Here is a 12,971-nt window from a genome sequence, read left to right as displayed (position 1 = left end):
TCCACCGGTGAGGGGGGTGCGGCGACCGTGACGCGGTCGCCGCACCCCCCTCGCCGCGTCAGCCCGCCGGCAGGTACCGCCGCGTCGCCGTCCCGTTGAGGTCGTGGTCGCCGATGGCGCGGCGGCGGTGGATCGCGGGGTTGTGGGTCGCGATCGTGCGGGCGTTGCGCCAGTGCCGGTCCAGCCCGAGGTCCACGTCGACGGCGGAGGCCCCACCCACCTCGAACAGGTTCGCCGTCGCGTCGACGACCAGCGGCAGGACGACCTGCTGGGCGCGGTAGACCTCCAGCTGGGCCTGCAGCAGGACGTCGTGGTCCCCGTCGGCGAGGTGCCTGCTCAACGCGGTGTCCAGGGTGCGGGCCGCGCCGAGGACGATCGCCCGGGCCGCCGACGCCGCGCTGGAGAGCCCGCCGACCTCGGCCTGCACCAGGTGGTGCTCACGGGGCAGGGCTTCCCCGGCGTAGCCGAAGATCCGCCGACGGCCCCGGACGTAGTCGACGGTGTCGTCCAGGGCGGCGAAGCCGATCCCCGCGACGACCGCCAGCAGCACCAGCTGGAAGAACCCGAGCACGTACGTCTGCGCGTCGTCGTCGGGGTCGATCCGCCGCACGTGCCCGGGGTCGGTCGCGACGTCGGTGAACGTCGTCGTGCCGCTGCCGGTGAGGCGCTGCCCGAAACCCTTCCAGTCGTCGACGACCTCGACGCCGCTCGCACCGGTCGGGACGAAGACCTGGACGCTGTCGCCCTCGAAGGCGGCGGAGGTGTCGATCCAGTCCGCGTAGATCGACCCCGTCGTGTAGAACTTCCGGCCCCGCAGCCGCAGACCCTCCGGGGTGCGTTCCAGGACGGTGGACAGGTCCGAGGTCGTCGAGGCCTCCGAGACGGCGTTGCCGACGAGGTCACCGTCCAGCACCCGCTTCCACCAGCCCTCGCGCGCCCCCGGGTCGGCCTCGAAGTACTGCTTCTCGACGAACGCTAGGTGGCCGCGGAAGACGTGGGCGACGTTGCAGTCGGCCCGGGCCAACCGGATCAACCGCTCGAAGAGGACCTCCAGCGAGGCCCCCTCGCCGCCGACCGACGCGGGGACGTGCGCGTTCGGGAACCCCGCCGCCGCGAGCTCGCGGACGAGTTCGCGGGGCAGCTCGCGGTCACGTTCGCGCTGGGCCGCCCCGGTGCGGACGCGGGTCAGCAGGTCCTCGAAGGTCTCCTCGCTCAGCACGGCGCCACGGTGCCACACCGTCACCGAGCCCGGTCCGAGCGCCCGACGTCAGCCCGCGGACGGGACCCGCACCATGCCCTCCTGGGCGACCGTCGCGACCAGCCGGCGCTCGCGGTCGTACATCCGACCCGTCGAGAGACCCCGCGCGCCGGAGGCGTTCGGGCTCTCGACCACGTACAGCAGCCACTCGTCGGCGCGGGCGGGGCGGTGCCACCACATGGCGTGGTCGAGGCTCGCCACGCTCGTCCCCGGGCTCGACCAGGCCAGCCCGTGGCGGCGCAGCACCGGTTCCAGCACGCTGAGGTCGCTGGCGTAGGCCAGCGCGCCCCGGTGCAGCAGGTCGTCGCCCGGCAGGGGCGCGTCGAGGCGGAACCACACCGACTGGTGCGCCCGGCGCTGTGGGTCGGCGCTCCCGTACAGCGCCGGTTCGACGTGCCGGATCTCGACGTGGCGGCCGCGGCCGATCTGGCGGGCGCGCGGGTCGTCGACCGCGTCCAGGATCTCGTAGTCGCTGCGCAGGTCCTCGGGTTCGGGGACGTCGGGCGCGGGTTCGAAGTGCTCCAGCCCCTCCGAGGCGGTCTGGAAGGAGGTGATCCCGGAGAGGATCGGCACCCCGTTCTGGGTGGCCTGGACCCGGCGGGCGGAGAAGGACCGCCCGTCGCGCAGGCGCTCCACCGCGAACGCGACCGCGACGTCCGGGGCGCCGGGACGCAGGAAGTAGGCGTGCAGCGAGTGCAGCCGCCGATCCGCGCCGACGGTACGGCCGGCCGCGACGGCCACCTGCCCCAGCACCTGCCCGCCGAACAACCGGGCGCGCCAGTGCGGGAGGTTCGGGCCGGTGAACACGTCCAGTGCGTCGTCGGCCGGCTGGACGTCGAGCACGGGCAGCAGGGGACTGGTGGTCACCCGCGCACGCTACCGGGAGCGGGGGTAGCGTCGGCGCGTGCTCGCCGCCCGCGCCGTCCGCGCCCTCGAACCGGGGTCAGACGACCCGTTGTCCGCGCTGGAGGTGGCCGACGCCCCCGCCGCCGAGGCCCCACCGGGTTGGGTCCGCGTCACCGTGGCGGCGGCCGCCCTGAACCGGCACGACCTGTGGAGCCTGCGCGGGGTCGGGTTGCCGCCCGAGCGGCTGCCGATGGTCCTGGGCTGCGACGCCGCAGGGACGCTCGACGACGGTTCCGAGGTCATCGTGCACGCGGTCGTCTCCGACGAGGACCACGCGACGTACAGGGGTGACGAGACCCTCGACCCGCGGCGGACGCTGCTCTCCGAACTCCACCCCGGCACCCTCGCCGAGCACGTCTGGGTCCCGCGCCGCAACGTGCTGCCGCAACCCGCCGGGTGGAGCGTCGAACGGGCCGCGTCGCTGGGGGTGGCGTGGCTCACGGCCTACCGGATGCTGTTCACCCAGGCGCGGGCCGTCCCCGGCCAGACGGTGCTGGTCCAGGGGGCCGCCGGCGGGGTCTCCAACGCGCTCATCACCCTGGGATCCGCTGCCGGGCTGCGGGTCTGGGTGACCGGGCGCACCCCGCAACGGCTCGAGAAGGCCCGTTCCTGGGGTGCGGCGGCGACGTTCGCGAGCGGGGAGCGGTTGCCCGGCCGGGTCGACGCGGTGTTCGAGACGGTCGGCAAGGCGACCTGGAAGCACTCCGTCCAGGCGCTGAAGCCCGGCGGCTGCATCGTCGTGTCCGGCGCCACCACCGGCGGCGACGCCCCGGCCATGCTGGAGAACGTGTTCTTCAAGCAGCTGCGGGTCCTGGGTTCCACGATGGGCACCCGCGACGAGTTCGAGCGCCTGCTGCAGTTCTGCGTCACCGCCGGTCTGGAACCCGAGATCGACTCCGTCCACACCCTCGCCGACGCCCGGGACGCGTTCGCGCGCCTGGACTCCGGCGAGGCCGTGGGGAAGGTCCTGATCCGCCCCTGACCAGCGCCGGGGGGCGTCAGGGGAGACGGAACCAGGCGGCGGTGTCGGTGGGGACGCGGCCGGCGTCGAGGTCGCCGCTGGCCACCAGCAGGGTGGCCCCGGCGGGCACGGCGACGGGGTCCGGGCCGAGGTTCGCGACGACGAGGACGTCGGCGCTGGTGAAGGCGAGCACGTCGCCGCCGTCGATCTCGTGCCACCGCAGGGTGCCGCGCCCGAGGCGGAGTTCCCGGCGCCGGGCGATCAGCGTGCGGTAGAGCTCCAGCGTCGACCCGGCGACACCCGTCTGGGCCGCGACGGACAACCGGCCCCAGAGCTCCGGCTGCGGCAACCAGCCGGCCGGGCCCGGCCCGAAACCGTAGGACGGTTCCCCGCCCTCCCAGGGGATCGGGACCCGGCACCCGTCGCGGCCGGTGTCCTCGCCGTTCGTCCGGGCGAACGAGGGGTCCTGACGGACCCCCGCCGGCAACGTCGTCACCTCCGGCAGACCGAGTTCCTCCCCCTGGTAGACGTAGGCGCCGCCCGGCAGGGCGAGCATGAACGTCGTCGCCGCGCGGGCCCGGCGCAGACCGAGCTCGGCGTCCGGTTGCGGGTCGTCGGGACCGACACCGCTGGTGGGTTCCTGCCCGGCGGGGTAGCCGAGGCGGCTGGCGTGCCGGACGACGTCGTGGTTGGACAGGACCCAGGTCGCCGGGGCGCCGACGGTCTCGTGGGCGGCCAGCGTCGAGGTGATGACGGCACGGAGTTCCGCCGCGCGCCACGGGGCCCGCAGGTAGTCGAAGTTGAAGGCCTGGTGCATCTCGTCGCCGCGCAGGTAGCGCGCGAGACGCTCCGGCGGGGTGACCCACGCCTCCGCGACGAGCATCCGATCACCCGGGTAGGCGTCCAGGACACGACGCCAGCCGCGGTAGATCTCGTGCACGCCCTCCTGGTCCCACATCGGGGGACGCTCGCCGGTGGCGGCGGAGCCGTCCAGCAGGGCCTGGTCGTGGTCCCACTCGGGCAGGCCGTCGGCCTTGACCAGCCCGTGGGCGACGTCGATGCGGAACCCGTCGACCCCGCGGTCCAGCCAGAACCGCAGGACGTCCTCGAACTCGGCGACGACCTCGGGGTTGGTCCAGTCCAGGTCGGGCTGGCTGGAGTCGAAGAGGTGCAGGTACCAGGAACCGTCCTCGACGCGCGTCCAGGCCGGACCCCCGAACACCGAACGCCACGAGTTCGGCGGGGCGTCACCGTCCCCCTCGCGGAACAGGTAGCGGGCCCGCTCGGGCGAGCCCGGCCCGGCGGCCAGGGCAGCCCGGAACCAGACGTGGTCGGCGGAGGTGTGGTTCGGGACGAGGTCCATCACCACGCGCAGGCCGAGTTCGTGGGCGCGCTCCGACAGCCGCCCGAAGTCGTCGAGGGTCCCGAACATCGCCTCGATGCCGCGGTAGTCGGCGACGTCGTACCCCGCGTCCTTCTGCGGGGAGGGGTAGACGGGGGAGAGCCAGACGGCGTCGACGCCGAGGTCGGCCAGGTGCGGCAGGCGCGCGGTGATGCCGGGCAGGTCGCCCATGCCGTCACCGTCGCCGTCGGCGAAGCTGCGCGGGTAGACCTGGTAGATGACGGCGTCACGCCACCACGGGGTGCTGCTCGGTTCGCTCACCCGTCCCATCCTGCCGGACGGCGCGGCTCGGCGTCAGGCCGCCAGGTCGCCCCCGGTGGGCGGGTCGAGGCGGTAGCGCAGCAGGTCCAGGTGGCCCCGCAGCTCGGCGGGGAAGCGGTGGCCGAACTGCGCGAACCAGCGCTCGAGCCGGCCGACCTCGTCCAGCCACGCGGTCGGGTCGACGGCGAGGAGTTCCGCGAGGTCGGCCGCCGGGACATCGAGTCCGGCCACGTTCACACCCGACGGGGTCGGTACCAGACCCACGGGGGTGTGCCGGGCGTCCGCACTGCCCTCCAGCCGTCGGCAGATCCACTCCACCACGCGGGAGTTCTCGCCGAACCCGGGCCAGAGGAACCGGCCGTCGTCACCGCGGCGGAACCAGTTGACGGAGAACACCTCGGGCAACCGCGTGAGCCGGTCCCGCATCGAGAGCCAGTGCGCGAAGTAGTCGGCCATGTTGTAGCCCGCGAAGGGCAGCATCGCGAACGGGTCGTGCCGCAGCTCACCCACGGTTCCCTCCGCGGCTGCGGTCCGCTCGCTCGAGATCGTGGCTCCCATGAACACGCCCTGGCTCCAGTCGCCGGCCTGGGCGACCAGCGGGACGTTCGAGCGGCGGCGGCCACCGAAGAGGATCGCGTCGATCGCGACGCCCTCGGGCGCGTCGAACTCCTCGGCGATCGAGGGGCACTGCGCCGCGGACACCGTGAACCGCGCGTTCGGGTGCGCCGCGGGGGTCCCCGACCCCGGGGTCCAGGACCGGCCCCGCCAGTCGGTCAGGTGGTCCGGGGCCTCCTCCGTCATCCCCTCCCACCAGACGTCGCCGTCGTCGGTGAGGGCGACGTTGGTGAAGATGACGTTCTCGCGCAGCATCTCCATCGCCGTCGGGTTGCTCGACCAGCCCGTGCCCGGTGCGACCCCGAAGAACCCCGCCTCGGGGTTGATCGCGCGCAGTTCACCGTCCGGACCGGGACGCATCCAGGCGATGTCGTCGCCGATGGTCTCGACCCGCCAGCCGGGGATCGTCGGGCGCAGCATCGCGAGGTTCGTCTTGCCGCAGGCCGAGGGGAACGCCGCCGCGAGGTGGAACACCCGCTGCTGCGGCGAGGTCACCTTGAGGACGAGCATGTGCTCGGCGAGCCAGCCCTCGTCGCGGGCCATCACCGAGGCGATCCGCAACGCGAAGCACTTCTTCCCCAGCAGGGCGTTGCCGCCGTAGCCGGAACCGAAGGAGAAGATCTCCCGGGTCTCGGGGAAGTGCGCGACGTACTTGAGGTCGTTGCACGGCCAGGCGACGTCGTCGCGGTGCCGGCCGGCGGCGTCGACCAACGGCATCCCGACGCTGTGGACCGCGGGGACGAACGGGGTTCCCGGGGTGATGGCGGCCAGGGCGGGCGACCCCATCCGCGTCATGGTGCGCATGCTGACGACGACGTAGGGGGAGTCCGTCACCTGGATCCCGAGCTGCGAGATCGGGCCACCGACGGGGCCCATCGAGAACGGGACGACGTACATCGTGCGGCCGCGCATCGACCCGCTGAACACCCCGGCGAGTTCCTCGCGCAGCGCCTCCGGCTCGCGCCAGTTGTTCGTCGGCCCCGCGTCCTCGCGACGGTGCGAGGCGATGAACGTGCGGCTCTCGACCCGGGCGACGTCCGAGGGGGCGGAGCGGGCCAGGAAGCTGCCCGGACGCAGGTCCGGGTTCAGCGGGACCAGGGTGCCGGCGGTGACCATCTGCGCGGTGAGGCGGTCGAACTCGGCCTGCGACCCGTCGCACCAGACGACCTCGTCGGGCTGGGTGAGCCGGGCGGTGGCCCGCACCCAGCCGAGCACGGCCTCGTTCGTGGTGGGGGTCCCCGAGAGACCCACGCTCCCCGGGGTCGTCCCGCTGCTGTTCTCACGCGTCACTTCGGTCGTCACGTCGGCGTGCCTCCTCGAGATGGGTGCTGGTCCGTGTTTCGACTCTGGCGGCAACCGCACGGTCGAACAACGGTCCGGGCCCGTGAAGAACGACGATTCTTCACGTACGGTGAAACGCATGCCTCGATTGCGCGTCGCCGCCCTCGAACCGCTGACCGACCCGGCGCTCGCCCCGACGGAACCCGAGACCGGGCTCGACGCCCTCACCGTGGGCCGCCGGATCCGGCACCACCGCGGGGTCAAGGGCTGGACGCTCGCCCAGCTCGGCGAAGCCGTCGGCACCGCGCAGAGCCAGCTCTCGCAGGTGGAGAACGGCAAGCGCGAACCCCGGCTCTCGCTCATCACGGCGCTCGCCCGCGCCCTCGAGGTCACCCCCGCCGAACTGCTCGACCCCTCGCCCCCGCCGACGCGACGCGCCGCGCTGGAGATCGAGCTCGACCACGCGCAACGCTCACCGCTGGCCCGCACGCTCGGCCTCCCCGAGGTCAGCGCCGGCCGGAAGCTTCCCACCGACGCCCTGGAGTCCCTCGTCCGGCTCCACCGCGAACTGGCCCGGCGCCACGACGCGTCCCACGCGACCCCGGAGGAGGCCCGACGCGCCAACACCGAGATCCGACTGCTCATGCGGCGCAGCGACAACCACCTCCCCGAGATCGAGGAGCTCGCCGAGGACCTCGTCCGCAGCGCCGGGTACACCGTCGGCGCGCTCACCCACCGCCAGGTCGCGCGGATGGCCTCCGACCTCGGGTTCAGCATCATCCACGTCGAGGACCTGCCCCACTCCACCCGCACCGTCACCGACCTCGCCCACGGCCGGATCTACCTCCCCCCGGCCTCCATCCCCGGCGGCCACGGGCTGCGATCCCTCGCGCTGCAGGCCATCGGACACCGCGTGCTCGGGCACGAACGCCCCGCCAGCTACACCCAGTTCCTGCGGCAACGGCTCGAGATCAACTACTTCGCGGCGTCCTGCCTCCTCCCGCGCGCCGCCGCCGTGCAGTTCCTGTCGGCCGCCAAAGCCGACAAGGACCTCGCCGTCGAGGACTTCCGCGACGCCTTCGGCGTCACCCACGAGGCCGCCGCGCACCGGCTCACGAACCTGCTGACCTCCCACCTCGGGATCCCCCTGCACTTCCTGCGCGTCGGCGAGGACGGGGCCCTGTACCGCGGGTACGAGAACGACGGCGTGCCCTTCCCCCAGGACGCCTCCGGCAGCATCGAAGGACAGCCGGTCTGCCGCCGCTGGACCGCACGGACGGTGTTCGACGTCCGCAACCGCACCACCGAGAACTACCAGTACACCGACACCCCCGCCGGGACGTTCTGGTGCTCCAGCCAGACCGGGAGCAGCGGGGACGGAGGGTTCTCGATCACCGTCGGCGTGCCCTACGCCCACGCCAAGTGGTTCCGCGGGCGCGACACCCGGGTGCGGACCCGGAGCACCTGCCCCGACGGGGACTGCTGCCGCCGCCCACCCCACGACCTCGTCGAACGCTGGGCCGACGCGGCGTGGCCCTCGGCGCGCCTGCACGCCCAGACCCTGGCCCCGCTGCCGTCGGGACGTTTCCCCGGAGTGGACGACCGCGAGGTGTATTCGTTCCTCGCCTCGCACGCGCCCCCTGCGGCGGGGTGAGGTCTTGTCGGGTCTCGTTCCGGGCGGTGCGGCGGTGGGGCCGGCGGATACTCCGTTCGCGCTGGTCCGCGGGTGACGTCAGGTTCGTTCACCAGCGCTCACTCCGGACATCCGCCGACCCCACCACCGCACCGCCCTTCGGCGTTTCCCGTGGCGGCCTCACCGTGCCGGGTGGGACGTGGCCGGTGGGGGTCTTGGGGGCCGGGGCCCCCGGGCACCTGACCGCGAGGGTTGGGAGGTTCGGGGGGCTCGGGGGGCTGGTGTCGGAGGGGCGTGTCAGGGTGTCGGTGAGGCCACGGGAGTGGCCCCACGCCGACCCGCGGCTCAGGTCCATCGAGCCGGTCCGGACCTGGAAGGGGCCTGTACGACATGACGACACTGACTGGCGCAGCACCCGAGGTGGACTCCTCACCGTTGGACGTCGAGGCGGTGCGGGAGCGGGTGGCGGCCGCGGCGCTGCGGCCCTCCGAGGTCGGGTCGGTGGGGCTCGAACTGGAACGCCACGTCGTGGACCTGCACGATCCGGGGAGCCGGGTCGGCTGGGACCGGCTGACCGCGCTGCTGGAGGGGTTCGCGACGCCGCGGGGGTCGAAGGTCACGCTCGAGCCGGGCGGGCAGGTCGAACTCTCGACGCTGCCCGGTGACGGGGTGGTGGCCGCGGTCGAGGCGCTGCGCGTGGACGCGGACGTCCTCGACGCGCGGTTGGCGGGGGAGCGGCTGGTCCTGCAGTCGACGGGGACGGACCCGCTGCGCGCACCGCAGCGGGTGAACCCGGCGTCGCGCTACGTCTCGATGGAACGGCACTTCGCCTCCATCGGGGACACCGCCGGTCCGGCCATGATGAGTTCGACGGCGTCGCTGCAGGTGAACCTCGACGCGGGCCCGGCGCACGGCTGGGCCGACCGCCTCGCGCACGTCCACCGGCTGCTGCCGGTGTTCGTCGCGCTCGCCGCGAGCTCGCCCGTCCAGGGCGGCACCCGGACCGGGTGGGCCTGTGCGCGGCAACGGATCTGGCAGGACCTGGAACCCGGCCGGAGCCGCGCCGGGACCGCCACCTCGGACCCGGTCGCAGCCTGGACGGAGTTCGCCCTCGCCGCGCCGGTGATGTTCCTCCGCGGCGGGGACGGGCAGTTCACCCCCGTCGAGGGGACCGTGTCGTTCGCGGCCTGGGCCGACGGCTCGGTGCGGCTCGGCGACCGGTCACCCACGGCCGCCGACGTCGACGCGCACCTCACGACGCTCTGGCCCCCGGTGCGGCTGCGCGGGTTCCTCGAACTGCGCGTGCTCGACGCCGTCCCCCGCGCGTGGTGGCCGGGGCTGGCCGCCGTCGTCGCGACCGTCGTGGACGACCCGACCGCGGCCGACCGCGCCGCCGAGGCCGCGCACCCCGTCGCGCACGCCCACCTCGAAGCCGCCCGCGACGGACTCACCGACCCGCGGATCCGGACCGCCGCGCTCGGGGTGCTCGAGGCCGCCGCCGCCCGTGTCCCGGACGGACTGGCCGCCGACGTCGAGCGTTGGCTGGAGGCCCTCGACCGCGGTCGCGGCCCGGCCGACCTCGTCCTCGACCGCTTCGAACGCTCCGGACCGACCGCCTGCCTGACCGCGGAGGAACTGCGATGACTCACACCACCCGGACCGACACGACCCTGACCGCCGACCTCGCCGTCGACGCCCTCGACCGCGCCCGCGCCACCACGACGAAGCTCACCGACGCCGCCGACGCTGAACTCACCGTCCAGCACTCGACCCTCATGAGCCCCCTGGTCTGGGACCTCGCCCACATCGGCCAGCAGGAGGAGCTCTGGCTGCTCCAGCACGACAGTCCCGACCGCACCCCGGTGTTCCACCCCACGATCGCCTGCCTCTACGACGCCGCCGAACACCCGCGGGCCACCCGGACCCGGCTCCCGCTGCTCGACCCGGCGCAGTCCCGGCGGGCCATCGCCGACGTCCGCCACCGGGTGCTCGACTCCCTCGCCCGGCTGGGACCGGAGGAGTCCGCGTTCGCGGCCGGGATGGTCGCCCAGCACGAGCACCAGCACGACGAGACGATGTTCGCCACGCACAACCTGCGCTCCGGCGACCCCCTCCTCACCGCCGCCCCCACCCCGCCGGGGCGTCTCGTCCCCGCCGACGCGGTGCTCGTGCCGGCGGGGGAGTTCCTGCTCGGTGTGGACCCGGCGCAGGAACCCTGGGCCCTGGACAACGAGTCCCCCCAGCACCGCGTGCACGTGCCCGCCTTCCGGATCGGGCGGGTGCCCGTGACCAACGGCGAGTGGGCGCAGTTCGTCGAGGCCGGCGGCTACGACGACCCCCGGCTGTGGACGTCGGTGGGCTGGGCCCACCGGCAGGCCGACGGCGTCTCGGCCCCGATGGGCTGGGCCGCCGACGGTGCCGGCGGCTGGACCCAGCGCCGGTTCGCGACCGAGCAGGCGCTCGACCCCGCGCGACCGGTGCAGCACGTCGACTTCCACGAGGCCTCCGCCTACGCCCGCTGGGCGGGGGCGCGGCTGCCCACCGAGGTCGAGTGGGAGAAGGCCTGCGCCTGGGACCCCGCCCTCGGGCGCCGGCGGCGCTGGCCGTGGGGTGACGGTCCGGCGACGCCGGAGCGGGCCAACCTCGGCGGCGGTGCCCTGGGGCCCGCGCAGGTCGGCGCCTACCCGGACGGGGCCAGCGCCTACGGCGTCGAGCAGACGATGGGTGACGTGTGGGAGTGGACGTCCTCGGCGTTCGCGCCGTGGCCGGGGTTCTCGCCGATGCTCTACGACACCTACTCCGCGCCGTACTTCGACGGCACCTACCGCGTGCTGCGCGGCGGCTCCTGGGCCAGCGACCCGGTGTCGGTGCGCCCCTCCTTCCGGAACTGGGACTTCCCCGTCCGGCGGCAGATCTTCACCGGTCTCCGACTCGCCTGGAGCGCCTGAGTGTGCCGCCACACGGCCTGGCTGGGCCGGCCCCGGAACCTGTCGGAGTTCCTGCTGGAACGACCGCACGGGTTGCTGCAGCAGAGCTGGGCGCCGCGCCGGCAACGGCACGGCACGGTCAACGCCGACGGGTGGGGCGTCAGCTGGTGGAGCCCGCCCGAGGCCTCCTCCGCCCCGGGGCCGGCGCGCTGGCGCAGTTCCGGGCCGATGTGGTCCGACGCGTCGCTGGCCTCCGTCGCCGCTCACGTCGCGGCCGGGTGCGTGGTGGCGGCGGTGCGGGACGCGACGGTCGGGATGCCCACCGACGAGAGCGCCTGCGCCCCCTTCGTCCGCCACGGGTGGTCGTTGTCGCACAACGGCGTCGTCGATCGGTCGGTGCTGCCCGCGGACGCCTGGCCGCGGGCGGAGTCGGTGTGCGACTCCGCGGTCCTCGCGTCGTACCTGCTCGCCGCACCCGAGGAACTCGGCAAGCGGATCGCCGTCGTCGGTGCCGACGACCCCGCCGCCCGGCTCAACGTCCTGCTCGGCGACGGGGAGCGGCTGCTCGCCACCGCCTGGGGCGACACCCTCAGCGTCCTGGAGACCCCCGACGGGGTCGTCCTGGCCAGCGAACCGCACGACGACGACCCCCGCTGGCGCGACGTCCCCGACCGCACCCTCGTCGAGGCGCGCCTGCACGGCGGACGCGTCGTCGTCACCGAAACCCCTCTGGAGACCGTGTGACCCCGCCCCGCCTGTCCCTGGAACGCCACCTCACCCCCGGCGACCTGTCCCTGACGCTGCGCGCCGACGTCCGGGCGGGCCTGACGGCGGACGCGAAGACGTTGCCGCCCAAGTACTTCTACGACGAGCACGGCAGTCGGTTGTTCGACGAGATCACCCGGTTGCCCGAGTACTACCCGACCCGGGCGGAACGTTCGCTGCTGGAGCTGGTGGCCGGTGAGGTCGCGCAGATCACGGCGGCCGACGTCCTCGTCGAACTCGGCAGCGGCACGAGCGAGAAGACGCGGGTGCTGCTGCACGCCCTGCGCGACGCGGGGACGCTGCGGCGCTTCGTGCCCTTCGACGTCGACGAGACCGTCCTCGCGCAGGCCGGGACGGAGATCCTGGCGGAGTTCCCCGGGCTCGACGTGCAGGCCGTCGTCGGGGACTTCGAACGCCACCTCGGGGAACTCCCGCGGGAGGGCCGACGCCTGGTGGCGTTCCTGGGCTCGACCATCGGGAACCTGGAACCCGCCCCGCGGTCGCGGTTCCTGCGCGAGCTGGCCTCCGGGATGGTACCCGGGGACCACCTGCTGCTCGGGACGGACCTGGTGAAGGACACCGGCCGGCTCCTCGCCGCCTACGACGACAGCGCGGGGGTGACGGCGGCCTTCGACAAGAACGTCCTCTCGGTGCTCAACCGGGAACTCGGTGCCGACTTCGACCTCGACGCCTTCGACCACGTCGCCGTCTGGGACGCCGGGCTCGAACGCGTCGAGATGCGGCTGCGGGCCCGCCACGCCCACGAGGTGCGGCTGCCCGGCCTCGACCTCGCGGTGCGCTTCGACGCGGGGGAGGAGGTGCGGACCGAGGTGTCCTCGAAGTTCCGCCGGGAATCGGTGGTGAGCGAACTCGCCGCCGCCGGTCTCGACCTCGTCCGCTGGTGGACCGATCCCGCGGGGGACGTGGCCCTCAGCCTCGCCGCCCCGCGGGTCGTCGGCTGA

Annotated in this window: 10 protein-coding genes; 6 read left to right on the top strand and 4 right to left on the bottom strand. The window is 74.0% G+C overall.

Annotation, left to right across the window (positions count from 1 at the left end):
• Nucleotides 1-58: 58 nt before the first annotated feature.
• Nucleotides 59-1,219: an acyl-CoA dehydrogenase family protein gene (locus SJY07_RS05155; protein WP_380157457.1), complete on the bottom strand. Its 1,161-nt coding sequence runs from the start codon at nucleotides 1,217-1,219 to the stop codon at nucleotides 59-61.
• Nucleotides 1,220-1,267: 48 nt separating this feature from the next.
• Nucleotides 1,268-2,125, bottom strand: coding sequence for an acyl-CoA thioesterase (locus SJY07_RS05150; RefSeq protein ID WP_380157456.1), 858 nt, complete (start codon nucleotides 2,123-2,125; stop codon nucleotides 1,268-1,270).
• Nucleotides 2,126-2,162: 37 nt separating this feature from the next.
• On the opposite strand from SJY07_RS05150, the gene SJY07_RS05145 reads away from it, so the two are divergent.
• Complete coding sequence (locus tag SJY07_RS05145; protein WP_380157454.1) at nucleotides 2,163-3,146, top strand: zinc-binding dehydrogenase; 984 nt, start codon at nucleotides 2,163-2,165, stop codon at nucleotides 3,144-3,146.
• A 16-nt stretch (nucleotides 3,147-3,162) separates the two neighbouring features.
• Here SJY07_RS05145 and SJY07_RS05140 read toward each other — a convergent pair whose 3' ends face one another.
• Nucleotides 3,163-4,797 (bottom strand): glycoside hydrolase family 13 protein, encoded by a 1,635-nt coding sequence (locus SJY07_RS05140; RefSeq protein ID WP_380157452.1) that lies wholly within the window; start codon nucleotides 4,795-4,797, stop codon nucleotides 3,163-3,165.
• A gap of 24 nt (nucleotides 4,798-4,821) precedes the next feature.
• Complete coding sequence (locus tag SJY07_RS05135) at nucleotides 4,822-6,654, bottom strand: phosphoenolpyruvate carboxykinase (GTP) (RefSeq protein WP_380162180.1); 1,833 nt, start codon at nucleotides 6,652-6,654, stop codon at nucleotides 4,822-4,824.
• A 169-nt stretch (nucleotides 6,655-6,823) separates the two neighbouring features.
• On the opposite strand from SJY07_RS05135, the gene SJY07_RS05130 reads away from it, so the two are divergent.
• The 5 genes from SJY07_RS05130 (at nucleotide 6,824) to egtD (ending at nucleotide 12,971) form a co-directional block, all read left to right on the top strand.
• On the top strand, nucleotides 6,824-8,338 hold the full coding sequence (locus SJY07_RS05130) for a helix-turn-helix domain-containing protein (protein WP_380157450.1): 1,515 nt from the start codon (nucleotides 6,824-6,826) through the stop codon (nucleotides 8,336-8,338).
• Nucleotides 8,339-8,707: 369 nt separating this feature from the next.
• Nucleotides 8,708-9,961: a glutamate-cysteine ligase family protein gene (locus SJY07_RS05125; protein ID WP_380157448.1), complete on the top strand. Its 1,254-nt coding sequence runs from the start codon at nucleotides 8,708-8,710 to the stop codon at nucleotides 9,959-9,961.
• Nucleotides 9,958-11,265, top strand: coding sequence for an ergothioneine biosynthesis protein EgtB (egtB, locus tag SJY07_RS05120; protein WP_380157446.1), 1,308 nt, complete (start codon nucleotides 9,958-9,960; stop codon nucleotides 11,263-11,265). The genes SJY07_RS05125 and egtB overlap by 4 nt, the downstream gene beginning before the upstream one ends.
• Nucleotides 11,266-11,988: an ergothioneine biosynthesis protein EgtC gene (gene egtC / locus SJY07_RS05115; RefSeq protein WP_328295323.1), complete on the top strand. Its 723-nt coding sequence runs from the start codon at nucleotides 11,266-11,268 to the stop codon at nucleotides 11,986-11,988.
• Entirely contained in the window at nucleotides 11,985-12,971 is a 987-nt protein-coding gene (gene egtD / locus SJY07_RS05110) for an L-histidine N(alpha)-methyltransferase (RefSeq protein WP_380157443.1), read from the top strand. Before egtC ends, egtD begins: the two co-directional genes overlap by 4 nt.

The sequence above is a fragment of the Kineococcus sp. R86509 genome (genome assembly GCF_042466365.1).
Taxonomy (GTDB): domain Bacteria; phylum Actinomycetota; class Actinomycetes; order Actinomycetales; family Kineococcaceae; genus Kineococcus.
This window is presented reverse-complemented; position numbering and strand designations above follow the sequence as displayed.

What these genes read in the sequence shown, in the direction of transcription:
- SJY07_RS05130 (WP_380157450.1), top strand. Translation starts at nt 6,824, where the DNA reads ATGCCTCGATTGCGCGTCGCCGCCCTCGAACCGCTGACCGACCCGGCG.
- SJY07_RS05140 (WP_380157452.1), bottom strand. Translation starts at nt 4,797, where the DNA reads ATGGGACGGGTGAGCGAACCGAGCAGCACCCCGTGGTGGCGTGACGCC.
- SJY07_RS05125 (WP_380157448.1), top strand. Translation starts at nt 8,708, where the DNA reads ATGACGACACTGACTGGCGCAGCACCCGAGGTGGACTCCTCACCGTTG.
- egtB (WP_380157446.1), top strand. Translation starts at nt 9,958, where the DNA reads ATGACTCACACCACCCGGACCGACACGACCCTGACCGCCGACCTCGCC.